We start from the raw sequence: 21881 nt of genomic DNA, 5'->3' as shown, positions 1-21881 counted from the left end.
CCGTGAGTGCGAACAACCCGCTTCTGCAGTCCTACGACCTGCCGCCCTTCTCGGCGATCCGTGCCGAGCATGTGCTGCCGGCGATTGAACAGATCCTGGCCGACAACCGTAGTGCTATCGCCGCTATTCTGAAATCCCAGCGTGATAATCCCACCTGGGAAGGCCTGGTCTTGGCCATGGATGAACTCAATGACCGTCTGGGCGCTGCCTGGAGCCCGGTCAGCCACCTCAACGCAGTGTGCAACAGTGCTGAGTTGCGCGAGGCCTATGAGTCTTGCTTGCCCGCACTTAGCGCCTACGCCACCGAGCTTGGGCAGAACCGCGAACTGTTCCAGGCCTATGAGGCTCTGGCCGCCAGCCCGGCTGCGGCACACTTCGATGTTGCGCAGAAAACCATCATCGAACATGCCCTGCGTGACTTCCGTCTGTCGGGTATCGACCTGCCTGCGGACAAACAGAAGCGTTATGCCGAGGTCCAGAGCAAGTTGTCGGAACTGGGCAGCCGGTTCTCCAACCAACTGCTGGACGCTACTCAAGCCTGGACCAAGCATGTCACTGACGACGCGGCTCTGGCTGGCCTGACCGATTCGGCCAAGGCGCAAATGGCTGCAGCTGCCCAGGCCAAGGGCCTCGAAGGCTGGCTGATCAGCCTGGAATTCCCAAGCTATTACGCCGTGATGACCTACGCCCAGGACCGAGCCCTGCGTGAAGAAGTCTATGCCGCGTACTGCACGCGTGCGTCCGACCAAGGCCCCAATGCCGGCCAGTTCGACAATGGCCCGGTGATGAGCGAAATCCTCGACCTGCGTCAGGAACTGGCCGGGCTGCTTGGTTTTGCCAACTTCGCCGAGTTGAGCCTGGCGACCAAGATGGCCGAGTCCAGCGATCAGGTATTGAGTTTCTTGCGTGATCTGGCCAAACGCAGCAAGCCGTTCGCAGCTCAGGACCTGGCTCAGCTCAAGGCCTACGCTGCTGAGCAAGGCTGTGCCGATCTGCAGAGCTGGGACAGTGGTTACTTCGGCGAGAAGCTGCGAGAGCAGCGCTATAGCGTTTCCCAGGAAACCCTGCGCGCCTACTTCCCGATCGATAAGGTGCTGACGGGATTGTTTGCAATCGTTCAGCGTTTGTACGGCATCGAAATTACCGAGCTCAAAGGTTTCGACAGCTGGCACCCGGACGTACGTCTTTTCGAAATCAAGGAGCATGGCCAGCATGTTGGGCGCTTCTTCTTCGACCTGTATGCACGCGCCAACAAGCGCGGTGGTGCCTGGATGGACGGCGCTCGCGATCGTCGGCGCACAGCAACTGGCGACCTGCAGAACCCGGTAGCCAACCTGGTGTGTAACTTCACACCGGCAGCGCCCGGCAAGCCAGCGTTGCTGACTCACGATGAAGTTACCACGCTGTTCCACGAGTTCGGCCACGGCCTGCACCACTTGCTGACGCGAATCGAGCATGCAGGTGTTTCCGGTATCAATGGCGTGGCGTGGGATGCTGTCGAGTTGCCGAGCCAATTCATGGAAAACTGGTGCTGGGAGCCTGAAGGTCTGGCGCTGATTTCCGCGCATTATGAAACTGGCGAAGCACTGCCCAAGGACCTGCTGGAAAAAATGCTGGCGGCGAAAAACTTCCAGTCCGGTTTGATGATGCTGCGCCAACTGGAGTTCTCGCTGTTCGACTTTGAACTGCATGCTCACCATGGCGATGGTCGCAGCGTGCTGGAGGTGCTTGAGAGCATCCGTGAGGAAGTGTCGGTCATGCGTCCTCCAGCGTATAACCGTTTCCCCAACAGCTTTGCGCACATCTTTGCTGGCGGCTATGCCGCGGGTTACTACAGCTACAAATGGGCAGAAGTGCTGTCGGCAGACGCGTTTTCGCGTTTTGAGGAAGAAGGCGTACTGAACGCCGAAACTGGCCGCGCCTTCCGCGAGGCGGTGCTGGCGCGCGGTGGTTCGCAGGAGCCGATGCTGCTGTTCGTCGACTTCCGTGGCCGTGAACCGTCAATCGATGCACTCTTGCGTCACAGTGGTCTGAGTGAGGATGTGGCGGCATGAGCGAAGCGCCTGTGAATGTAACGAAACGACGCTTTATCGCCGGTGCTGTTTGCCCGGCATGCAGTGAGCCGGACAAGTTGATGATGTGGAGCGAAGACAGCGTGCCACACCGTGAATGCGTAGCCTGTGGTTTCACCGATACCCTCAATGAGCAGGGCTTGTCGGTACCTAAGGAACTCGGCACGCGGGTCAATCATGTCGAGCTCAAGCCGGCCAGGCCTGCGGTGCAGACGGTTCAGTTCTTTCCGAACCCGAAGCTGAAGAAACCAGCCGAGTAATCCGGCCGGTAGTACCGGGCGCCAGACGGTTCTGGTAATTGGTTATCGCCCCATATACTGTATATAAAAACAGTATATGGGGCGTTTTCATGTCCACTCCACCACCCGTGCGCGGCCGCGGTACTGCGAGCAATCCACACAACCGCTTCGCGCCGAACCGCTCGGTGCGTGAGGACGACGGCTGGTATCAGGAAGTCCCGCTCACGCAGGGCACTGAAGTTCGCATCGAGACGGCGAAGACCATCATCACCCGCAACCGTTCGCCAGACCTGCCCTTCGACCGCTCCATCAATCCCTACCGGGGCTGTGAGCATGGTTGCATCTACTGCTATGCACGGCCCAGTCATGCGTATTGGGACCTGTCCCCCGGGCTGGACTTCGAGACCAAGCTGATCGCCAAGACCAATGCTGCAGCGGTGCTGGAACAGCAACTCTCCAAGCCGGGTTACGTCTGTGCGCCGATCAACCTGGGTTCCAATACCGACCCTTATCAACCGATCGAGCGTGAGCAGAAACTGACCCGCCGCCTGCTGGAAGTACTGTTGCGCTATCGCCACCCAGTCACGATCGTTACCAAGGGTTCGTTGATCCTGCGCGACCTGGACCTGTTGGCCGAACTGGCGAAGCAGCGATTGGTGAGGGTGATGATCAGCCTTACCACACTGGATGATGAGCTAAAGCGTGTCCTGGAGCCCCGTGCAGCGGCTCCGAAGGCACGTTTGCGGGCCATTCGAGTCATGCGCGAGGCGGGTATTCCGGTCGGCGTGCTGTGCTCGCCAATGATTCCGATGATCAATGACAGCGAGCTTGAACACCTGCTGGAAGCGGCCAAGGGTGCAGGGGCTTTGAGCGCCGCGTACATGTTGTTGCGTTTGCCCTTGGAGGTCGCGCCGCTGTTCGAGCAGTGGCTGCACGACCACTACCCGCAACGGGCTGCACATGTACTCAGCCTGATTCGTCAGAGCCGAGGTGGTGATTTGTACGACAGCCGGTTCGGTGCGCGGATGCGCGGTGAGGGGGTGTTTGCTGAACTGTTGGCACAGCGCTTCAACAAGGCAATTCGCGGCCTTGGGCTGAACCACCGCGAAGGACTGGGCCTGGATTGCAGCGCGTTTTGCCCGCCTGGGGGGCAATTGTCTTTGCTGTGAATGACGCGTGCAGGTGTGATGGGTGTGTCAGTGACGTCATCTAATAGTCACGCTTTGCCTGAATCAATATCCCGTTAATATGGAATTAACGTTCAAACCGTCAAAGAGGATAAATCATGCAAGACAAGGAACCCTCTCCGTCCGGCCCGGTGGTTGATGCCAATGACGCCGATGCGGCGCTCAAGCACATCGTCGACGGCTTTCTGCGTTTTCATCATGAAGTCTTCCCACAACAGGAAGAGCTGTTCAAGAAGCTCGCTACCGCGCAGACACCCCGAGCGATGTTCATCACCTGTGCGGACTCGCGAATTGTCCCTGAACTGATCACTCAGAGCTCGCCTGGCGACCTGTTCGTAACCCGTAATGTCGGTAACGTGGTGCCGCCCTACGGGCAAATGAACGGCGGTGTTTCCACCGCGATCGAATACGCTGTCATGGCGCTTGGTGTGCACCACATCATCGTTTGCGGCCACTCCGATTGTGGTGCCATGCGTGCGGTGTTGAACCCTCAAAGTCTTGAGAAAATGCCGACAGTAAAGGCCTGGTTGCGCCATGCAGAGGTTGCCAGGACCGTTGTCGAGGACAACTGCCATTGCAGTAATGAGCATGAAAGCATGCAGGTGCTGACCAAGGAAAACGTGATTGCGCAATTGCAGCATTTGCGCACGCATCCTTCGGTGGCCTCGCGCATGGCGGCTGGTCAGTTGTTCATCCATGGCTGGATCTACAATATCGAGACCAGCGAAATCAGCGCTTACGATGCTGAGCGCGATGCGTTCCTGCCGTTGAGCGTCGGGCAACCTATTCCCTGCGCGACTCCCAAGGGGCGCTTCTAGTCAAACGCTGCCTGACCGGCTTGAACCCCACAGGTACCCGAGTTGCCGGCAAGGCCGGCTTCCCGGGAATACCTTCAGGCCGATTGGTCGAGGTCCAGGCCCACGCCCAATTGGCGTGACAGGCACGGCCAGCGCTTCCAGGCTGCACCGGTATCCGGGCTGCTGAGCTTCTCTCGATAGGCTTCCACCGATTCCAGTGCGAAGCTTTCCTCATTGAGCAGGTTATCCACTGAATGGTGTACCACCTCGTCCAATTGATTGGCGAAGCTTTCGCCGATCAACTGGTGGGCGATCAGGTTGGCAACCGTGGTATCCAGTGGGATAAGCGGCTGCTGGAAATGCTTGATGTACAGGTCGTTCACTTCCTCGACCAGGCGATGGGCCAGGTAGGCTTCATCGAGCAGGCTGTCGAGGCCGACATGGCCATCCATGATTGTTGGGGGCGTGACGAAATACGCCTCGGCGATCGCCAAAACCGGCTTGATCTGGGACTCGATGCCCGCTTCTCGGGCAACGTCGTGGGCGGCTTCCAATACTTCAGGTACTTGATCGATGTAGGCACTGACGAAGCGGGTCAGCACACCCTGAGCATCCTGCTCAGGCAGTTGGATCGCAGGATGCAGGTGTGGCAGTTGTTGTGCGAGTTGCTGTTTCAGCTGGCCGGTTTCGGCCTCATGTTGGTGGGCACGGGTGATCTGCTCGCGCAATGCGGCGATGTTCATGACAACTCCAGGGACAAAGGATTACAAACGGAAGACATAAGGTAGCTCGGTTCTGCGAGAGATTAAGACGCATTTGTCATAATCAGAGGGCACTTATAGTCGGAGGTTATATTGAAGTGCCAACACGCGGGTATTGGTCGTTGGTTGCGGAAATCACCTCGAACATTTGACCTTTGTGCTGAATTTTTCCGATCGATTGCGCGGTCAGGGTCGCTGTCTATACTCCGGTTGAAAGTGATTGGCTGACGAGGCCCGACTGCACAGCAGCAGGGGCTCGGCCCCAAAGTGTGCAGTCTTGGCCGCCGTACCCTTAGCCGTAGGTCCATGCCTCCGGGATAACAAGAACGATAAGGGGAACCCGCAATGATGCGACATCCACATGTCTGGATGGGCCTCCTGTTGTGGTCGGTATTCGGTCAGGCACACGCCGCCTGGACAGTGAATATGGCGCCGGGGGCGACTGAAGTCAGCAACGCGGTCTTCGACCTGCACATGACCATCTTCTGGATTTGCGTGATCATCGGCCTGGTGGTCTTCGGCGCGATGTTCTGGTCGATGATCATTCACCGTCGCTCTACCGGGCAGGAGCCCGCTCACTTCCATGAGCATACCTGGGTAGAAATCCTCTGGACCGTGGTGCCCTTTCTGATTCTCGTGGCGATGGCCATTCGGGCCACGAAAACGCTGATCGATATCTACGATGCCAGTGAGTCAGACCTGGATGTTCAGGTTACCGGCTATCAGTGGAAGTGGCACTACAAGTACCTGGGCCAGGATGTCGAGTTCTTCAGCAACCTGGCCACGCCCGCCGATCAAATCCATAACAAATCACCCAAGGACGAGCATTACCTGCTCGAAGTGGATCAGCCGCTGGTGCTGCCGGTCGACGCCAAGGTGCGCTTTCTGGTGACGGCAGCCGATGTCATCCATTCCTGGTGGATGCCGGCCTTCGCCGTGAAGCGCGATGCGATTCCGGGTTTCGTCAATGAAGCCTGGACCCGGGTCAAAAAGCCCGGAATCTATCGGGGGCAATGCACCGAACTGTGTGGCAAGGACCATGGTTTCATGCCGATCGTGGTCGAGGTCAAGTCCAAGCCGGACTTCGATGCCTGGCTGGCCGAGCGTAAGGCTGAGAGCGCCAAGCTCAAAGAACTGACCAGCAAGGAATGGACGCTGCAGGAATTGGTTGAACGCGGTGACAAGGTTTACCACACCACCTGCGTAGCCTGTCACCAGGCCGAGGGGCAAGGCCTGCCGCCCATGTTCCCGGCGCTCAAGGGCTCGAAAATCGCCACCGGGCCTAAAGAAGGACACCTGAGCCTGGTGTTCCACGGCAAGCCGGGTACGGCGATGGCGGCGTTCGGCAAGCAACTGTCGGAAGTGGATATTGCTGCTGTGGTGACCTACGAGCGCAACGCCTGGGGCAACAACAAGGGCGACATGGTCACACCAAAGGATGTGCTGGCGCTCAAGCAGGCAGAAAGCCAGTGAGCCGGCCCTTCGTCGGAACTCGCGTTGGCCGGGTGGCCAGACACGTACAGCGGATTGCAGGAGACAGGACATGAGTGCAGTGATCGACGACCACGGTCATGCCGGCGCTGACCACGCCCACGGCCCGGCCAAGGGCCTGATGCGCTGGGTACTGACCACCAACCACAAAGACATTGGCACGATGTACCTGTGGTTCAGCTTTTGCGCGTTTCTGTTGGGCGGCTCGTTCGCCATGGTGATTCGCGCCGAACTGTTCCAGCCGGGCCTGCAGATCGTCCAGCCGGAGTTCTTTAACCAGATGACCACCATGCATGGCCTGGTGATGGTCTTCGGTGCCGTGATGCCGGCCTTCGTTGGGTTGGCCAACTGGATGATTCCGCTGATGATCGGTGCGCCGGACATGGCGCTGCCGCGGATGAACAACTTCAGCTTCTGGCTATTGCCTGCGGCCTTCCTGTTGCTGGTTTCGACCCTGTTCATGCCTGGCGGCGGGCCGAACTTTGGCTGGACCTTCTATGCGCCCCTGTCGACCACCTATGCGCCAGAGAGCGTGACTTTCTTCATTTTCGCCATTCACCTGATGGGTATCAGCTCGATCATGGGGGCGATCAACGTCATTGCCACCATCCTCAACCTGCGCGCACCCGGCATGACCCTGATGAAAATGCCGTTGTTCGTCTGGACCTGGCTGATTACCGCGTTCTTGCTGATCGCCGTGATGCCGGTGCTGGCCGGGGTGGTGACCATGATGCTGATGGACATCCATTTTGGTACCAGCTTCTTCAGCGCTGCCGGCGGTGGCGACCCGGTGCTGTTCCAGCACGTGTTCTGGTTCTTCGGCCATCCTGAGGTGTACATCATGATCCTGCCGGCTTTCGGCGCGGTCAGTTCGATCATTCCGGCCTTCTCGCGCAAGCCGCTGTTTGGCTACACCTCGATGGTCTACGCCACCGGTGCGATTGCCTTCCTGTCCTTTATTGTCTGGGCGCACCACATGTTCGTGGTTGGTATTCCGGTGGTCGGCGAACTGTTCTTCATGTACGCCACCATGTTGATCGCAGTGCCGACCGGGGTGAAGGTGTTCAACTGGGTGAGCACCATGTGGCAGGGCTCGTTGACCTTTGAGACGCCCATGTTGTTTGCCGTGGCCTTTGTGATTCTGTTCACCATTGGTGGCTTTTCCGGGTTGATGCTGGCCATCGCACCGGCGGACTTCCAGTACCACGACACCTACTTCGTGGTCGCGCATTTCCACTACGTGCTGGTGCCGGGGGCGATCTTCGGGATCTTCGCTTCGGCCTACTACTGGCTGCCGAAGTGGACCGGGCACATGTATGACGAGACGCTGGGCAAGCTGCATTTCTGGCTTTCGTTCATTGGCATGAACATGGCTTTTTTCCCGATGCACTTTGTCGGCCTGGCCGGCATGCCCCGGCGGATTCCGGACTACAACCTGCAGTTCGCTGACTTCAACATGATCTCTTCGATTGGTGCGTTCACCTTCGGCGCTACGCAGATCTTCTTCCTGTTCATCGTCATCAAGTGCATTCGGGGCGGCAAACCGGCCCCGGCCAAACCATGGGACGGAGCGGACGGCCTGGAGTGGACGATCCCTTCACCTGCGCCCTACCACACGTTCGTGACCCCACCGGAGGTGAAATGAGCACCGCGGCGGGCGGTTCAGGGAGCGAGCCATGAGCGAACAACTCGCCACGCGAACACTGATCGTCCGGCTGATGCTGCTGGCGGTGGTGATGTTCGTTTTTGGCTTTGCCCTGGTGCCGATCTATGACGTCATGTGCAAGGCCTTCGGTATCAACGGCAAAACCGGTGGGCAGTACGAGGGCAGCCAGGTCAGTGACCCGAGCCGTACGGTAAAGGTGCAGTTCATGTCGACCAATGCCAGCGACATGGTCTGGGACTTCTATTCCAAGGCCGATCAGTTGGATGTGCACCCGGGCGCGTTGAACCAGATGATTTTCGTGGCCCGCAACCCCAGCAATCGGCCGATGACTGCCCAGGCGATTCCGAGCATTTCGCCGGCCGAGGCGGCGGCGTATTTCCACAAGACCGAATGCTTTTGTTTCAGCCAGCAGGTGTTGCAACCGGGTGAACGCATCGAGATGCCGGTACGGTTCATTGTTGACCGTGACCTGCCCAAGGATGTGAAGCACCTGACACTTGCTTACACGCTGTTCGACATCACCGCTCGTCAGCCGCCGGTGGCTCAGGTGGCCGGCCAGGCTTCCCAGGGCGCTCGATAAGGAGAACATCCCATGGCTTCACATCAGCACTACTACGTACCGGCGCAGAGCAAGTGGCCGATCATTGCCACGATCGGGATGTTGATCACTATGTTCGGCCTGGGCACCTGGTTCAACGACATGAAGGCTGGTCGTCCCGATTCCCATGGGCCGCTGATCTTCTTCGTCGGGGCGCTGTTTCTGGCCTACATGCTGTTTGGCTGGTTCGGCTCGGTGGTCAGGGAAAGTCGTGCTGGGCTGTACAGTCCACAGTTGGACCGCTCATTCCGCTGGGGGATGTCCTGGTTCATTTTCTCCGAAGTGATGTTTTTCCTCGCCTTCTTCGGCGCATTGTTCTACGTGCGTACGCTGGCCGGGCCGTGGCTTGGCGGTGATGGTGCCAAGGGCGTGGCACACATGTTGTGGCCAAATTTCGAGTTTGCCTGGCCGTTGCTGCAGACCCCTGATCCGAAGTTGTTTCCGCCCCCCCGGGAAGTCATCGATCCTTGGCATCTGCCGCTGATCAACACCATCTTTCTGGTCAGCTCGAGTGTCACCGTCACCATCGCTCACCACGCGTTGCGCAAGGACCATCGTGGACCGCTCAAGCTGTGGCTGGGCCTGACCATCCTGTTGGGGATCTCTTTCCTGATACTGCAGGCCTACGAGTATCACGAGGCCTACACCAAGCTCGGTTTGACACTGGGTTCGGGGGTCTACGGCGCAACCTTTTTCATGCTCACCGGCTTTCACGGCGCCCACGTGACACTGGGCACGGTGATCCTGCTGGTGATGTTCATCCGTATCCTGCGTGGACACTTCAATGCCGACAAGCACTTCGGGTTCGAGGCCGCCAGCTGGTACTGGCACTTCGTCGATGTGGTCTGGGTCGGTCTGTTTATTTTCGTGTACGTGCTTTAGCCGGGCTTACCAAGGGGCGTGGGACACCAGTTGGCCGCTGTAGAAGCCCCACGTGATGAGAACCAGGGTAGCGGCGGCCAGGCTCACCCGCACGGTGAGTGCTTTGAGCAGACGGGTCGAGTGTCCTTCGTCCTTGGCCAGAAAGACCAGACCGCTGAACAGGCTGGCGATGGTCGCCAGCAGCATCAGGACAATCGCGGCTTTTAGCATGGCGAAACTCCGGGGGGATGCGATGACTTTCAGTATAGCGACTGACTGTGGGGTGGCCGGGTGAAGCCCTTCCGGCCTGGTGTACTGCCGACCGTGGTAGTGCTTTTGCTGCTGCCCGGTCTGGTGGCGCTTGGCTGTTGGCAACTGAGCCGTGCCGAGCAGAAGCGTCAGCTGCTGGCCACGTATGCCGAGCGCCGCAGCGCCGATCCGGTGGCCGCTACACAGTTGCCGCTGATTGAGGACTCGGCCTACCGGCGAGTCAGGCTCTACGGCCGTTTCGAGGCGCAGCACAGCCTGTTGCTGGACAACCGGATACGTGATGGCCGCCCGGGGGTCGAGGTGCTGCAACCCTTCCATGATCAGCCCAGCGGGCTGTGGCTGCTGGTCAATCGCGGCTGGGTGCCGTGGCCTGACCGACGCATACCCGTGTCGTTCAGTACGCCGGATCAGCCAATGAGCCTGGAGGCTTGGGTCTATGTGTCGCCCGGTGCGGCATTTCAACTGCAGGCCGACCCGCAAGGCGGTGCTTGGCCGCATTTGGTGACCGCTGTGGATGCCATGCAGTTCTGGCCACAGCTGCAGCTTGAAGGTTTTGCCCACGAATTGCGCCTGGAACCTGGTCCGGCAGCCTTCAGGCTGGATTGGCCGGTGGTTGCCATGGGCCCGGAAAAGCACCTGGGCTATGCCGTTCAGTGGTTTGCGCTGGCGCTGGCCTTGATCGCGCTCTACCTCTACTTCGGCTGGCATAACAACAAGGAGAAACGCCATGGGGACCGTCATGAATCCGTCCAGCACCTCTGACCTCAAGGCCCCGCAAGGGCGTGGTCGTGGTCGGTTGCAACTGCTGTTGATTCTATTGCTGACGATCGGGCCGATGATTCTTGCCACAGGCATGTACAAGTATCAGTTCTGGGTCCCCGACAGCCGTATCTACCACGGCGAGTTGATCGGCAATGGTCAGAACCGCACTGACCTTGGCGTGCAGGCTGACGAGCAACGCTGGCAGCTATTGGTCAGTGCGCCGAATGAGTGCGCTACGGACTGTCAGCAGTTGGTCTATCTGGCCCGTCAGATTCAAATCGGCCTGGGACGTGATGCCAGCCGAGCCAGCCATGCGCTGGCCGTCGGCCAAGCATTGGCGTCGGACTATCAAGCCAAGCTCGCACGTGAATACCCGCAACTGCAGCGCTATCCGCTGGACCTTTCCCAGTACGGTCGGATGAGCCAAGGCAAGCCGGATGCTCAACTATGGATTATCGATCCTCACGGCAACCTGGTGCTGCGTTACGACGCCAGAGCCAACGGCAAGGACGTGCTCAACGACCTGCGTCAGTTGCTGAAGCTTTCTAACATTGGTTAGGAGATGGTCATGGTCAGACCCGGTTATCGCCTTGCGGTGTTCGCTACGTTGCTGGCACTGGTGGTTATCTTGCTCGGTGCCTACACCCGCCTGACCCATGCCGGACTCGGCTGCCCTGACTGGCCGGGTTGTTACGGTTTCCTCAGCGTGCCGAAGACCGAAGCGCAGTTGGCGCATGCCGAGTTGCATTATCCCGATGCGCCGGTGGAGGCCCATAAGGGCTGGAACGAAATGATCCACCGTTATTTTGCCGGAACCCTGGCGCTGGTGATTTCAATGCTTGCTGTTCAGGCGATCCGTCGTCATGGGCGGGATGGCCAGCCTTTTAAACTGCCCTTGGTGCTGCTTGGGGTGGTGGTGGCACAGGCGGCGTTTGGCATGTGGACCGTCACCCTCAAGTTGTGGCCACAGGTCGTGACGGCGCATCTGCTGGGCGGTTTCACCACGCTTGGCCTGTTGTTTCTGTTGAGCCTGCGCCTGTCACACGCGCTTGCCCCGCTACCGGTTTTGCCCACGGGTTTACGCCGTCTTGCGGCCTTGTCGTTGCTGATGGTGATAGGTCAGATTGCCCTGGGTGGCTGGGTCAGTGCCAACTATGCGGCCGTGGCGTGTATCGATGTGCCTACCTGCCATGGCCAGTGGTGGCCGACGGCCGACTTCGCCAATGGTTTCCACCTGACCCAGCATATCGGTCCGAACTACCTGGGTGGGCAGTTGGACAGCGATGCGCGCACGGCCATCCATATCACTCACCGCCTCGGCGCCTTGTTGCTGACAGGTACCCTGCTGGCATTGGCCTGGCAATTGCGCCGCGTTGGCCTCAAGCGGTTGGCGGCTCTGGTGCTGGTGGCGCTGGCGGTACAAATCAGCCTGGGTATCAGCAACGTGCTGTTCCACCTGCCATTGGCCGTGGCCGTGGCACATAACGCTGGGGGTGCCGCCCTGCTTCTGACCCTGGTACTGGTCAATTACTGCACCCGCCGTGTGGCTCAACCGAAGGTGCGTCGTGTGGGCCGCGAATGGCGGCTGCGGCCTCTGAGTGCCGGAGGCGTGGTGCATTATCTGGGGGATAATCCATGGCAACGCTTCTGAGTGCGGGTCGTAGCCAGGCAGGTTGGCGTGACTACCTTGAGTTGACCAAACCCAAGGTTGTGCTGCTGATGCTGATCACCTCGCTGGTCGGCATGTTCCTGGCCACCCGGGCAGGCGTACCGTGGACGGTACTGATCTTTGGCAATCTCGGAATCGCGTGTTGTGCGGGTGCAGCGGCGGCGGTCAACCATGTGCTGGACCGGCGCATTGATGCATTAATGGCCCGCACCCATAAACGTCCGCTGGTTGCAGGGCGCGTGGCGCCAGCCGCAGCACTGGCATTTGCCCTGTTGCTCGGCGTGTTGGGTATGGCCCTTCTGCTGACCTTTACCAATGTCCTGACTGCTTGGCTCACCCTGGGCTCACTGTTGGGTTACGCGGTGATCTATACCGGCTTTCTGAAGCGCGCAACGCCGCAGAATATCGTCATCGGCGGCCTGGCCGGTGCGGCGCCACCGTTACTGGGTTGGGTGGCAGTCACTGGGCATCTCAGTGCTGAGCCCCTGCTGTTGGTACTGATCATCTTCGCCTGGACCCCGCCGCACTTCTGGGCCCTGGCCATTCACCGCAAACAGGAGTACGCCTTGGCAGACATACCGATGCTGCCAGTGACCCACGGTGAGCATTACACCAAGGTTCATATCGTGCTCTACACCTTGGTGCTACTGGCTGTCAGCCTGCTGCCTTATGCCATCCATATGAGTGGGCCGCTCTATCTCGGTTGTGCCCTGCTGTTGGGCGCGCGCTTCCTGCAGTGGGCGTGGGTGTTGTACCGTGGCAGTCGGCCGCACGCGGCGATCAAGACCTTCAAGTACTCTATCTACTACTTGTTCCTGTTGTTCATCGCGCTGCTTGTAGACCATTACCTACTGTTGAACCTATGACCCGAACCCAGAAAACAGTCTTTATCCTCGTCGCCCTGGTCGCCATTGTACTGGGGCTTACCATCAACAAGGTGATCACCACCAAAGGCCAGGCCAACCCCGCCGAGCTGATTGATGCCGGGATCATTCTGTTGCCGCAAAGCCGCAGCGTGCCTGCGCTGGAAATGACCGACCAGAATGGCCAGCCTGTGACGATGGACCAGTTGAAAGGCAAGTGGTCATTGCTGTTCTTCGGCTACACCTTCTGCCCGGACGTTTGCCCGACCACCTTGGCGCAACTGCGCCAGGTCAGGGCTGAATTGCCTAAAGAGGCGGCTGAGCACTTGCAGGTGGTTCTGGTCAGTGTTGATCCGAACCGCGACACGCCGACTCAGCTCAAGCAGTACCTGGGTTACTTCGATACGGAGTTCCGTGGCCTGACAGGCTCACTGGAGACGACCCAGAAGCTGGCCAACGCGCTGAGCATCCCGTTTATTCCAGCCGATACCAGCAAGCCGAACTACACAGTTGACCACAGCGGCAACCTGGCCCTGCTGGGGCCGGACGGGAAGCAGCGTGGTTTCATTCGAGCGCCCTTCAACAACCAGAAACTGATCGCCCAGCTACCGGGGTTGGTCAAGCGTGATTGAGGGGGATGTGCTGGAGCCGGTCACACCGGCCCCAGCAGGCAGGTCGATCAGAACGCTGGAACGACAGCGCCTTTGTATTTCTCGAGGATGAACTGCTTCACCTCAGGCGTATGCAGTGCGCCAACCAGTTTCTTCATGGCGTCGGAGTCCTTGTTGTCTGGACGTGCAACCAGGATGTTGACGTAAGGCGAGTCGCTGCCTTCGATGATCAGTGCATCCTTGGCCGGGTCCAGCTTGGCTTCCAGCGCGTAGTTGGTGTTGATCAGCGCCAGGTCGACCTGGGTCAGGACGCGCGGCAGGGTCGCAGCTTCCAGTTCGCGGATCTTCAGGCCTTTCGGGTTTTCGGCGATGTCTTTCGGCGTGGACAGGATGTTCTTGGCATCCTTGAGCTTGATCAGGCCCGCCTTCTCCAGCAGCAGCAATGCACGGCCGCCGTTGGTGGCGTCGTTAGGGATCACCACGTTGGCGCCCGACGGGATTTCGTCCAGCTTCTTGTACTTGCTCGAGTAGGCCCCCAGTGGCTCCAGGTGCACGCCGGCAACGCTGACCAGATTGGTGCCCTTGCCCTTGTTGAACTCATCCAGGTATGGCTGGTGCTGGAAGAAGTTGGCGTCCAGACGTTTCTCGGCAACCTGCACGTTAGGCTGGATGTAGTCGGTGAAGACCTTCACTTTCAGGTCTACGCCTTCTTTGGCCAGGCTCGGTTTGACGAACTCGAGGATCTCGGCGTGCGGCACGGCGGTCGCAGCGACGGTCAGGGTCTCGGCCGCTTGGGCGGAGAAGGCCGCAACGGCGGCGACAACAGCAAGCAGTTTTTTCATTCATCACTCCTTGTGAGGGCCGTTACGGCCCCCGGGTGTCGGCATGGCCGACCCATGGGGTTATTTACGGGAAAAATGCACAACCAGTTTGTCGCCGACGCTCTGCAGTACTTGAACCAGCACCAACAACAGCACCACGGTGACCACCATGACATCGGTCTGGAACCGCTGATAACCAAAGCGGATAGCCAGGTCACCCAGCCCGCCAGCGCCGACGACGCCGGCCATGGCGGTGTAGGACACCAGGGTAATGGCGGTGACGGTGATCGCCGCGAAAATACCGGGCCGAGCTTCTGGCAGCAGCGCGTTGACGATGATCTGTCGCGTGGTGGCGCCCATGGCTTGCGTGGCTTCGATAATGCCGCGGTCGACCTCACGCAAGGCGGTTTCCACCAAGCGCGCGAAGAACGGTGTGGCCCCGACCACCAGCGGTGGAATGGCCCCGGCGACGCCCAGCGAGGTGCCGGTAATCAGTACGGTGATCGGGATCATCACGATCAGCAGAATGATGAACGGCAGCGAGCGCAGGATGTTGACGATCAACGATAACAGCGCATACACGCGTTTCTCTTCAAACAGCTGGCGCGGGCCGCAGAGAAACAGCAATACGCCCAGCGGCAGGCCGAGCAGAACAGTGAAGAATAGCGAACCGCCGAGCATGGTCATGGTGTCGACGGTGGCCAACCAGATTTCACTCCAGTCGACGTTGGCAAAGAAATTCAAGGCGTCCATTAACGCAGTACCTCCATATGAACGTCGGCCGCGTGGAAGCGGGCAAACGCCGCATCCATGTCGCCACCGGTGATGGCCAGGGTCAACTGCCCATAGGGAGTGTCCTTGATACGGTCGATACGTCCGGCCAGGATGCTGTAGTCCACCCCGGTTTCACGGGCAATGGTACCCAGCAGCGGCGCATAGGTGGCATCGCCCTGGAACGTCAGTCGCACAATCCGCCCGGGTACATGGGCGAAGTCATCGCGTTGTTCGTTTTCGTCGATCTGTTCGTCTTCTTGAACGAAACGCTTTGTGGTCGGGTGCTTCGGGTGCAGGAACACCTCTGCCACCGGGCCGTGCTCGACGATCTGCCCAGCGTCCATCACGGCAACCTGATCACAGACCCGGCGGATCACATCCATTTCATGGGTAATCAAGACGATGGTCAGGTTCAGCTCGCGGTTGATCTCTGCCAGCAGTTGCAGCACCGAGGCGGTGGTTTGCGGGTCAAGGGCGCTGGTGGCTTCGTCGCACAGCAGGATTTTTGGCTTGGTAGCCAAGGCGCGGGCGATGCCGACGCGCTGCTTTTGCCCACCAGACAGTTGCGCCGGGTACTTCTTGGCGTGTTCGCTCAGGCCGACACGGGCCAGCAGCTCGCTGACGCGCTTATCGATTTCGTTGCGCGACAGCTCACCGGCCAAGGTCAATGGCAGGGCTACGTTGTCGGCGACCGTCTTGGACGCCAGCAGGTTGAAATGCTGGAAGATCATCCCGACCTGCTGCCGGAAGCGGCGCAGCTCATTGGCATTGAATGCGGTGACATCTTCACCGTCGACAATGATTTTCCCGCCGCTTGGGGCTTCCAGGCGGTTGATCAGGCGCAGCAAGGTACTTTTGCCAGCACCGGAATGGCCAATCAGGCCGAATACCTGCCCGTTCTCGACGCGCAGGTCGGTCGAATGCAGGGCGGGGATTTCCTTACCGGCAACGCGGTAGGTTTTATGGACGTTTTGAAACTCGATCACGTAGCGAACCTTGTGGGGCGCATGAATTAGGGTCAGCGGATGGCCGGGCGCGCATTTTAGCCTGTTCACATAGAGGTTCTTAGCATTTATTTCGAAAACAACCAACGATACGGGAATAACGCGATCAGTGGTCAGTTGCGCGAAATGAGTGCCAGGGCTGTCTGTGAGCGTGGGCTAGCGGGCTCGGAGCAGGCCGGGATACCCGAAGGGCGTCCCGGCAACTGGGCTCAGGGACGGCGCGGTGTCAGCACAACCTGGGCTGGCTGGTTGCGGTGTATCTCATGGCGCTGCTGCAGCGCGAAGTCAGGGGCAAGCTTGTGTACGCGCTTGCTCAGCAGTGTGGAAAGCCAGGGGTAGTCCTGCTTGCGTGGCACCTGAAACAGCAGGTCACAGTCATAGTTGACGGTATCGCTGGCAATATCGTCGAGTTGGCGGCGAAGTTCGCTTATTTTGCCAACTTTCAGCGTGATCACCGTGTTGGTTGCCGAGGGGTCGATGAGCTTGGCTGCAGGGCGTGCCTCAGCCGCCTTCAGTGCAGCTTCTGCCTTGTCGAGTTCGGCTTTACGCGCCTGGGTAATGGCGCCGTTGACACCACCGGTGAGTGCCGGGGCTTTGGGCATCAGCGCGCGGGCGCGGCTAAGTGCTGTGGCGGCGGCATTCACATCGCCTTTTTGCAGCACGACCTGGCTGCGTTGCAGGTAGGCTTCGGCCAGTTGCCGCTGATACTGCTCCAGGCGACTGTCGCCCGGCGCTTGAACCTGCAGTGCGGCGAGTTGATCTTCGGCTGTTGCCAGCTCGCTGCTGGCGATGCTTTGTTCCAGCTGCTGCCAGGCGTCCGGCACTGCAGGCGAAGCAGTGCTGTCGGCAGGGTTGCTGGAGCATGCGGCCAAGGCCAGGGAAAACGCGGCAAGGAGCAGATAACGGGAGGCGAACGGCTTCATTCCTGCGACTCTCTATTTGCGCAAAAAACGAGCAAGTCTACACCCAGCTCGCTGACTCGAAAATAATTCTTCAGAGTGTATGCGCGATTAAAATGTCGCAGGGTGCAACCTGTGTGGTTGTACCCTGCGCGACTGCGCCGCCGTTCAGCGCCGGGGAAGCGCCAGGCTAATCAAGAATAGCACTGCAGCGCAGACCACGATTGACGGCCCGGCCGGCGTGTCTTTGAACCAGGACAGGGCCAGCCCGCAGCATACCGCCACTACCCCCAGAAGGCTGGCGCCCAAGGCCATCTGCTCAGGTGAGCGAGCATGACGTTGGGCCGCTGCTGCGGGGATAATCAGCAGTGATGTAATCAATAGCACGCCGACGATTTTCATGGCCACCGCAATGACCACCGCAATCAACAGCATCAGGGCCAAGCGCAATGCGGCCACTGGCAGGCCTTCGACCATGGCCAGTTCTTCGTGGACGGTCACGGCCAGCAAGGGTCGCCACAGGGCCACGATCAGCACCAAGGCCACGGTACTGCCGCCGAGTATCCAGGCAAGATCGCCAGGGCTGATTGCCAACAGATCACCAAACAAGTAGGCCATCAGGTCGATTCGCACATCGTGCATGAAGCTGAGTACGACCAGACCGAGGGACAAGGTGCTGGGCGCGAGAATACCCAGAAGGGTGTCGGAGGCCAGCGGCTGGCGCTGTTGCAGGGTGACCAGCAGTAAAGCCAGCAACAGGCAGCCTACCGTAACAGCCAGCGCTGGGCTGATGTCGAGGACGAAGCCCAATGCCACGCCCAACAGCGCCGCGTGAGACAGTGTGTCGCCAAAATAGGCCATGCGCCGCCAGACCACGAACGATCCCAAGGGGCCCGCGACCAGAGCCAGAGCCAAGCCTGCAAGCAGGGCGTAGAGCAGAAAATCAGCCATGCTTGCAGTGGTCTCCGTGTACATGGCCGGCTTTGGCCGGCGCGACCACTGAACCGTGCAGGTCGTGGGCGTGGTCGTGGTGGTGGTGATAGATCGCCAGGCTTGGCGCGTTGTTGCCGAACAGTTCGACAAAGGCCGGGTCGCCGCTGACTTGCTCGGGATGCCCGGAGCAGCACACGTGCCGGTTGAGACAGACAACCTGATCGGTGGTGCTCATGACCAGGTGCAAGTCATGGGAGACCATCAGTACGCCGCAGCCGTGCCGATCGCGTAGCCGCGTGATCAGGCTATACAGTTCGGCCTGGCCTGCCACGTCGACGCCCTGGACTGGCTCGTCGAGCACCAGCAGCTCAGGCTCGCGCAGCAGCGCCCGGGCCAGCAACACGCGTTGCATTTCACCGCCGGAAATACCCTGAACAGGACTGTCGATAACTTGTTCGGCACCCACTTCCTTGAGCGCTGCCAGGGCTGTGTTGCGGTCTACGCCGGGTACCAGGCGCAGAAACCGTAGTACCGAGAGCGGCAAGGTCGCATCGACGTGCAGTTTCTGTGGCATGTAGCCAATACGCAGTCTGGGTTTGCGCCAGACCTTGCCGCTGTCGGGCTTCAGTAGCCCGAGCACCGCGCGCACGAGGGTTGTTTTGCCGGCACCGTTGGGGCCAATCAGGGTGACGATCTGGCCGGGTTCGACACTGAGGTCGATGTTGTCGAGGACAGCCTGGCCAGCGAAGCCGACGCTCACCTGCTCCAGGCGAATCAGGGCATTGCTCATCACGCGCTCCGGCAACTGGCGCAGAGCCCAACCACTTCGACGGTCTGCGTTTCAACGCTGAAACCGACATTCTTGGCGCTGGCAACGATGGCATCGCTGATCGACGCCTGTTCCAGTTCCAGCGCTACATGGCATTCGCGGCAAATCAGGAATTGCCCTTGGTGGGCATGTTCTGGATGGCTGCAGCCGATGAAGGCATTGAGCGATGCAATTCGGTGAACCAGGCTGTTTTCCAGGAGGAAATCCAGTGCCCGGTATACCGTGGGCGGCGCGGCGCGGCGGCCGTCCTGCTCACTGAGCACGGCCAGGATGTCGTAGGCGCCCAATGGCTTGTGGCTCTGCCAGACCAACTCCAGCACGCGCCGACGCAAGGCGGTCAGGCGCAGGCCTTGACGAACGCACAGCGCGTCGGCCTCGGCCAGGGCGCTGTGGACGCAGTGGGAGTGGTCGTGGGGACGATTGGCCAGCGGTGTAGTAGGCATGAGCGGCGACGGTTCTTGTGAGAGACGTTATTATGTTACCTGTTCCTGACTGATTGAGTGGCCATCGTGTCCCGATTTTTTGCCCTTTTTGTCGCTTTTGTCTCCAGCCTTGTCGTCTTGGCGCCAGCGCAGGCCGAGGTCCGTGTACTGACCAGCATCAAGCCGCTGCAGTTGATTGCGGCAGCGGTTCAGGACGGTGTCGGTACACCCGAAGTGCTGCTGCCGCCGGGCGCTTCGCCTCACCATTATGCCCTTCGTCCCTCCGATGTTCGGCGGGTGGCCGAGGTCGACCTGCTCTACTGGATCGGCCCTGATATGGAAGGTTTTCTGCCGCGTGTGTTGAACGGTCGCAGCAAGCCCAGTGTGGCGGTACAGGCTGTGCCGGGGCTGCAGTTGCGGCACTTTGGCGAAGACAGCCACTCCCACGAGTCGGCGGATGAGCATGATCATGATCATCGGCCGGGTAGCCTGGATGCGCACCTCTGGTTGGCGCCGGCCAATGCACGGGTAATCGCCGCAAAAATGGCGGCTGATCTTGCGGTTGCGGATCCGGCCAATGCTGTCCGTTATCAGAGCAACCTGAGCGCGTTCGAGCAGCGCCTGGACGCCCTCGATGTGCGCTTGAAGGCCCGGCTGGCAGGTGTTTCGGGCCGACCGTACTTTGTCTTTCACGAAGCCTTTGATTACTTCGAGGCGGCCTATGGTTTGCAACATACCGGCGTGTTCAGCGTTGCCGCCGAAGTGCAGCCTGGTGCCCAGCACGTGGCGGCCATGCGCAAGCGTTTGCAGGACGTCGGCAAGACCTGTGTCTTCAGTGAGCCGCCGTTGCGTCCTCGGTTAGCCGAGACCCTGACGGCCGGGTTGCCGGTACGTCTGGCCGAACTGGACGCATTAGGGGGCAACACTCCAGCGACCGCCCAAGGCTATGAGCAGGTGCTGGAAAAGCTCGGCAATGATCTGGCGGGTTGCCTGGAGGCGCTCTAGGTAGCCGCCTCCGTGCAATAACGGGCTCAGAGCGCGAACGGCAACGCCACGCTGACCTGCTGGCGCGCCGCCAGGCGCACTTCGAAATCGGCAGGGTCGTGAATCAATACGTCCATGCCCGCGAAGGACTCTGCCGCAATAAGCCGCGACAGCCAGAAACGTACACAGGCCACGCGCAGCATGACAGGCCAGAGCTGCGCCTCAGCTGCGGTGAAGGGGCGCAGTGCCGCGTAGGCACCCAGCAGCGCCCTCGCCCGCGCACCGTCAATCTGCCCGTCGTCGTCACAGCACCAGTCGTTCAGCGTAATCGCCAGATCGTAGAGCATCGGCCCGGAGCAGGCGTTGTAGAAGTCGATCAGGCCGGTCAGGTGCGTGCCTTCGAACAGCGCGTTGTCACGGAACAGGTCCGCGTGCAGGTTGGCGCGTGGCAAGGCCATGATCTGCGCGTGATGGGTTCTGATTTCCTCCAGGCAGGCTTGCAGCAGCTGGCGCTGATCCGTGTTCAGGCGCGGCATCAGCTCGGCACCGGTTTGCAGCATCCAGTCCAGGCCACGGTCGGTTTTACGTTCCAGCACATGTTCGAGGGTCGCCACATGCAGGTGGCCGAGCAGCTCGCCAACCTGATGGCAATGCTGGTTGTTCGGCTCCTTGATGTGCTTGCCTGGCAACCGCGGTTGGAGCAGGGCCGGTTTACCAGCCAGCTCGCGCAGCGCCACGCCGTCCGTGGTTCGCAGCGCGTATGGCACGGGCAGGTCGGCTTCGTGCAGGACGTCGAGCAGTTCAATGAAGAACGGCAAATCCTGGATCGGCCCGCGCTCGACCAGCGTCAGCACAAACTCACCCTGTTCGAGGCTGACGAAGAAGTTGCTGTTTTCGGTTCCGGCGGCAATGCCCTGGAAATCCCGAAGGCGGCCCAGGCCATAAGGGGCCAGAAAGGTTTCCAGCTCAGGCCGGGTCAAAGGGGTGAACACAGACATGGTCAAAACTGCTCGTTCGGGCACTTCGGCCAGGAAGTGCCGGGTTGATAGTAGAGTTCGCGCATTACCACTCGAAAATCTTCCAGGATGGAATCAGCATGTCCGGTTGATCCGAGCGAATAAAATTGGCTTCGGTGCCGTCGGCGCGAACCAGGAAGTAAGGTTTGCCATGCTTGGGGGTAATCTTGATGGCATACAGAAAACCATTCTGGCGGTACTCCTGAATGGTTTTATCGCCTTCCTGGCGAATGGTGACTTGTGGTTCTGGCGACGGCGCATCATCCGCAGCCATCGCCGCGAACGGTGTAGCCAGGAGGCCTAGCAGCAACAGGCGATTGAGTGTGCGCATGATAACCTTGTCCCTTTGTCG

25 protein-coding genes are annotated in these 21881 nt (G+C 59.8%); 14 read left to right on the top strand and 11 right to left on the bottom strand.

Features of this window, described 5'->3' with window-relative positions; all coding sequences use genetic code 11:
• The first annotated feature begins 2 nt into the window (after positions 1-2).
• The 4 genes from prlC to IE038_RS00165 all read left to right on the top strand — a co-directional run bounded on the left by prlC (position 3) and on the right by IE038_RS00165 (position 4316).
• Positions 3-2054 carry an oligopeptidase A gene (gene prlC / locus IE038_RS00180; protein WP_189394928.1) on the top strand — a complete coding sequence of 684 codons (2052 nt, stop codon included), beginning with the start codon at positions 3-5 and terminating at the stop codon, positions 2052-2054.
• On the top strand, positions 2051-2332 hold the full coding sequence (locus IE038_RS00175) for a YheV family putative zinc ribbon protein (RefSeq protein WP_163932727.1): 282 nt from the start codon (positions 2051-2053) through the stop codon (positions 2330-2332). Before prlC ends, IE038_RS00175 begins: the two co-directional genes overlap by 4 nt.
• Positions 2333-2421: 89 nt before the next feature.
• Entirely contained in the window at positions 2422-3480 is a 1059-nt protein-coding gene (locus IE038_RS00170) for a PA0069 family radical SAM protein (RefSeq protein WP_163932724.1), read from the top strand.
• A gap of 116 nt (positions 3481-3596) precedes the next feature.
• On the top strand, positions 3597-4316 hold the full coding sequence (locus IE038_RS00165) for a carbonic anhydrase (RefSeq protein ID WP_163932721.1): 720 nt from the start codon (positions 3597-3599) through the stop codon (positions 4314-4316).
• A gap of 74 nt (positions 4317-4390) precedes the next feature.
• On the opposite strand, the gene IE038_RS00160 is transcribed toward IE038_RS00165, so the two are convergent.
• The gene (locus IE038_RS00160) at positions 4391-5038 is read right to left on the bottom strand and encodes a hypothetical protein (protein ID WP_163932718.1); all 648 of its coding nucleotides are present in this window, start codon (positions 5036-5038) and stop codon (positions 4391-4393) included.
• A 363-nt stretch (positions 5039-5401) separates the two neighbouring features.
• On the opposite strand from IE038_RS00160, the gene coxB reads away from it, so the two are divergent.
• The 4 genes from coxB (at position 5402) to IE038_RS00140 (ending at position 9693) form a co-directional block, all read left to right on the top strand.
• Positions 5402-6529, top strand: a complete 1128-nt coding sequence (coxB, locus tag IE038_RS00155) for a cytochrome c oxidase subunit II (RefSeq protein WP_189394927.1) — start codon at positions 5402-5404, stop codon at positions 6527-6529.
• A 70-nt stretch (positions 6530-6599) separates the two neighbouring features.
• Positions 6600-8192, top strand: a complete 1593-nt coding sequence (ctaD, locus tag IE038_RS00150; RefSeq protein ID WP_189394926.1) for a cytochrome c oxidase subunit I — start codon at positions 6600-6602, stop codon at positions 8190-8192.
• Between the two features lie 31 nt (positions 8193-8223).
• On the top strand, positions 8224-8793 hold the full coding sequence (locus tag IE038_RS00145; RefSeq protein WP_163932715.1) for a cytochrome c oxidase assembly protein: 570 nt from the start codon (positions 8224-8226) through the stop codon (positions 8791-8793).
• A gap of 12 nt (positions 8794-8805) precedes the next feature.
• Complete coding sequence (locus IE038_RS00140) at positions 8806-9693, top strand: cytochrome c oxidase subunit 3 (protein WP_163932713.1); 888 nt, start codon at positions 8806-8808, stop codon at positions 9691-9693.
• A 6-nt stretch (positions 9694-9699) separates the two neighbouring features.
• Here IE038_RS00140 and IE038_RS00135 read toward each other — a convergent pair whose 3' ends face one another.
• Positions 9700-9903 carry a twin transmembrane helix small protein gene (locus IE038_RS00135; RefSeq protein WP_163932709.1) on the bottom strand — a complete coding sequence of 68 codons (204 nt, stop codon included), beginning with the start codon at positions 9901-9903 and terminating at the stop codon, positions 9700-9702.
• A 60-nt stretch (positions 9904-9963) separates the two neighbouring features.
• Between IE038_RS00135 and IE038_RS00130 the strand changes: the two genes are divergently transcribed.
• The 5 genes from IE038_RS00130 to IE038_RS00110 are packed head-to-tail and all read left to right on the top strand — an operon-like array spanning position 9964 to position 13868.
• Entirely contained in the window at positions 9964-10704 is a 741-nt protein-coding gene (locus tag IE038_RS00130) for an SURF1 family protein (RefSeq protein WP_163932706.1), read from the top strand.
• Positions 10670-11263 carry a PA_0111/PP_0108 family redox-active disulfide protein gene (locus IE038_RS00125; RefSeq protein WP_163932703.1) on the top strand — a complete coding sequence of 198 codons (594 nt, stop codon included), beginning with the start codon at positions 10670-10672 and terminating at the stop codon, positions 11261-11263. Before IE038_RS00130 ends, IE038_RS00125 begins: the two co-directional genes overlap by 35 nt.
• 9 nt (positions 11264-11272) lie before the next feature.
• Positions 11273-12355: a COX15/CtaA family protein gene (locus IE038_RS00120; protein ID WP_189394925.1), complete on the top strand. Its 1083-nt coding sequence runs from the start codon at positions 11273-11275 to the stop codon at positions 12353-12355.
• Complete coding sequence (gene cyoE, locus IE038_RS00115; protein WP_163932697.1) at positions 12340-13239, top strand: heme o synthase; 900 nt, start codon at positions 12340-12342, stop codon at positions 13237-13239. Before IE038_RS00120 ends, cyoE begins: the two co-directional genes overlap by 16 nt.
• Complete coding sequence (locus IE038_RS00110) at positions 13236-13868, top strand: SCO family protein (RefSeq protein ID WP_189394924.1); 633 nt, start codon at positions 13236-13238, stop codon at positions 13866-13868. The genes cyoE and IE038_RS00110 overlap by 4 nt, the downstream gene beginning before the upstream one ends.
• Before the next feature lie 47 nt (positions 13869-13915).
• Here IE038_RS00110 and IE038_RS00105 read toward each other — a convergent pair whose 3' ends face one another.
• The 7 genes from IE038_RS00105 to zur form a co-directional block, all read right to left on the bottom strand.
• Positions 13916-14689: a MetQ/NlpA family ABC transporter substrate-binding protein gene (locus IE038_RS00105; protein ID WP_189394923.1), complete on the bottom strand. Its 774-nt coding sequence runs from the start codon at positions 14687-14689 to the stop codon at positions 13916-13918.
• A 60-nt stretch (positions 14690-14749) separates the two neighbouring features.
• Positions 14750-15421, bottom strand: coding sequence for a methionine ABC transporter permease (locus IE038_RS00100; protein WP_065759069.1), 672 nt, complete (start codon positions 15419-15421; stop codon positions 14750-14752).
• Complete coding sequence (locus IE038_RS00095) at positions 15421-16428, bottom strand: methionine ABC transporter ATP-binding protein (protein ID WP_189394922.1); 1008 nt, start codon at positions 16426-16428, stop codon at positions 15421-15423. The genes IE038_RS00100 and IE038_RS00095 overlap by 1 nt, the downstream gene beginning before the upstream one ends.
• A 227-nt stretch (positions 16429-16655) precedes the next feature.
• Positions 16656-17369 (bottom strand): PA5502 family lipoprotein, encoded by a 714-nt coding sequence (locus IE038_RS00090; RefSeq protein ID WP_163935231.1) that lies wholly within the window; start codon positions 17367-17369, stop codon positions 16656-16658.
• A gap of 144 nt (positions 17370-17513) precedes the next feature.
• Positions 17514-18296 (bottom strand): zinc ABC transporter permease subunit ZnuB, encoded by a 783-nt coding sequence (gene znuB, locus IE038_RS00085; protein ID WP_163935235.1) that lies wholly within the window; start codon positions 18294-18296, stop codon positions 17514-17516.
• Positions 18289-19068: a zinc ABC transporter ATP-binding protein ZnuC gene (gene znuC / locus IE038_RS00080; protein WP_163935237.1), complete on the bottom strand. Its 780-nt coding sequence runs from the start codon at positions 19066-19068 to the stop codon at positions 18289-18291. Before znuC ends, znuB begins: the two co-directional genes overlap by 8 nt.
• Positions 19068-19550, bottom strand: a complete 483-nt coding sequence (zur, locus tag IE038_RS00075; RefSeq protein WP_163935240.1) for a zinc uptake transcriptional repressor Zur — start codon at positions 19548-19550, stop codon at positions 19068-19070. The genes znuC and zur overlap by 1 nt, the downstream gene beginning before the upstream one ends.
• A gap of 66 nt (positions 19551-19616) precedes the next feature.
• On the opposite strand from zur, the gene IE038_RS00070 reads away from it, so the two are divergent.
• Positions 19617-20534 (top strand): zinc ABC transporter substrate-binding protein, encoded by a 918-nt coding sequence (locus IE038_RS00070; RefSeq protein ID WP_163935243.1) that lies wholly within the window; start codon positions 19617-19619, stop codon positions 20532-20534.
• A 26-nt stretch (positions 20535-20560) separates the two neighbouring features.
• On the opposite strand, the gene IE038_RS00065 is transcribed toward IE038_RS00070, so the two are convergent.
• Positions 20561-21511 (bottom strand): homoserine kinase, encoded by a 951-nt coding sequence (locus IE038_RS00065; protein ID WP_163935246.1) that lies wholly within the window; start codon positions 21509-21511, stop codon positions 20561-20563.
• Positions 21512-21575: 64 nt separating this feature from the next.
• Entirely contained in the window at positions 21576-21860 is a 285-nt protein-coding gene (locus IE038_RS00060) for a DUF2782 domain-containing protein (protein ID WP_189394921.1), read from the bottom strand.
• Positions 21861-21881 lie beyond the last annotated feature (21 nt).

This window comes from Pseudomonas laurentiana, from assembly GCF_014648275.1.
GTDB lineage: Bacteria > Pseudomonadota > Gammaproteobacteria > Pseudomonadales > Pseudomonadaceae > Aquipseudomonas > Aquipseudomonas laurentiana.
Note: the sequence above shows the minus strand (reverse complement) of the source record. Positions and strands in the feature narration are given on the sequence as shown.

What these genes read in the sequence shown, in the direction of transcription:
- IE038_RS00065 (WP_163935246.1), bottom strand. Translation starts at nt 21,511, where the DNA reads ATGTCTGTGTTCACCCCTTTGACCCGGCCTGAGCTGGAAACCTTTCTG.
- IE038_RS00125 (WP_163932703.1), top strand. Translation starts at nt 10,670, where the DNA reads ATGGGGACCGTCATGAATCCGTCCAGCACCTCTGACCTCAAGGCCCCG.
- ctaD (WP_189394926.1), top strand. Translation starts at nt 6,600, where the DNA reads ATGAGTGCAGTGATCGACGACCACGGTCATGCCGGCGCTGACCACGCC.
- IE038_RS00170 (WP_163932724.1), top strand. Translation starts at nt 2,422, where the DNA reads ATGTCCACTCCACCACCCGTGCGCGGCCGCGGTACTGCGAGCAATCCA.
- IE038_RS00120 (WP_189394925.1), top strand. Translation starts at nt 11,273, where the DNA reads ATGGTCAGACCCGGTTATCGCCTTGCGGTGTTCGCTACGTTGCTGGCA.
- zur (WP_163935240.1), bottom strand. Translation starts at nt 19,550, where the DNA reads ATGCCTACTACACCGCTGGCCAATCGTCCCCACGACCACTCCCACTGC.
- coxB (WP_189394927.1), top strand. Translation starts at nt 5,402, where the DNA reads ATGATGCGACATCCACATGTCTGGATGGGCCTCCTGTTGTGGTCGGTA.
- IE038_RS00110 (WP_189394924.1), top strand. Translation starts at nt 13,236, where the DNA reads ATGACCCGAACCCAGAAAACAGTCTTTATCCTCGTCGCCCTGGTCGCC.
- IE038_RS00105 (WP_189394923.1), bottom strand. Translation starts at nt 14,689, where the DNA reads ATGAAAAAACTGCTTGCTGTTGTCGCCGCCGTTGCGGCCTTCTCCGCC.
- IE038_RS00100 (WP_065759069.1), bottom strand. Translation starts at nt 15,421, where the DNA reads ATGGACGCCTTGAATTTCTTTGCCAACGTCGACTGGAGTGAAATCTGG.
- IE038_RS00140 (WP_163932713.1), top strand. Translation starts at nt 8,806, where the DNA reads ATGGCTTCACATCAGCACTACTACGTACCGGCGCAGAGCAAGTGGCCG.
- IE038_RS00145 (WP_163932715.1), top strand. Translation starts at nt 8,224, where the DNA reads ATGAGCGAACAACTCGCCACGCGAACACTGATCGTCCGGCTGATGCTG.
- IE038_RS00060 (WP_189394921.1), bottom strand. Translation starts at nt 21,860, where the DNA reads ATGCGCACACTCAATCGCCTGTTGCTGCTAGGCCTCCTGGCTACACCG.
- IE038_RS00135 (WP_163932709.1), bottom strand. Translation starts at nt 9,903, where the DNA reads ATGCTAAAAGCCGCGATTGTCCTGATGCTGCTGGCGACCATCGCCAGC.
- IE038_RS00175 (WP_163932727.1), top strand. Translation starts at nt 2,051, where the DNA reads ATGAGCGAAGCGCCTGTGAATGTAACGAAACGACGCTTTATCGCCGGT.
- cyoE (WP_163932697.1), top strand. Translation starts at nt 12,340, where the DNA reads ATGGCAACGCTTCTGAGTGCGGGTCGTAGCCAGGCAGGTTGGCGTGAC.
- IE038_RS00165 (WP_163932721.1), top strand. Translation starts at nt 3,597, where the DNA reads ATGCAAGACAAGGAACCCTCTCCGTCCGGCCCGGTGGTTGATGCCAAT.
- IE038_RS00090 (WP_163935231.1), bottom strand. Translation starts at nt 17,369, where the DNA reads ATGAAGCCGTTCGCCTCCCGTTATCTGCTCCTTGCCGCGTTTTCCCTG.
- znuB (WP_163935235.1), bottom strand. Translation starts at nt 18,296, where the DNA reads ATGGCTGATTTTCTGCTCTACGCCCTGCTTGCAGGCTTGGCTCTGGCT.
- znuC (WP_163935237.1), bottom strand. Translation starts at nt 19,068, where the DNA reads ATGAGCAATGCCCTGATTCGCCTGGAGCAGGTGAGCGTCGGCTTCGCT.
- IE038_RS00160 (WP_163932718.1), bottom strand. Translation starts at nt 5,038, where the DNA reads ATGAACATCGCCGCATTGCGCGAGCAGATCACCCGTGCCCACCAACAT.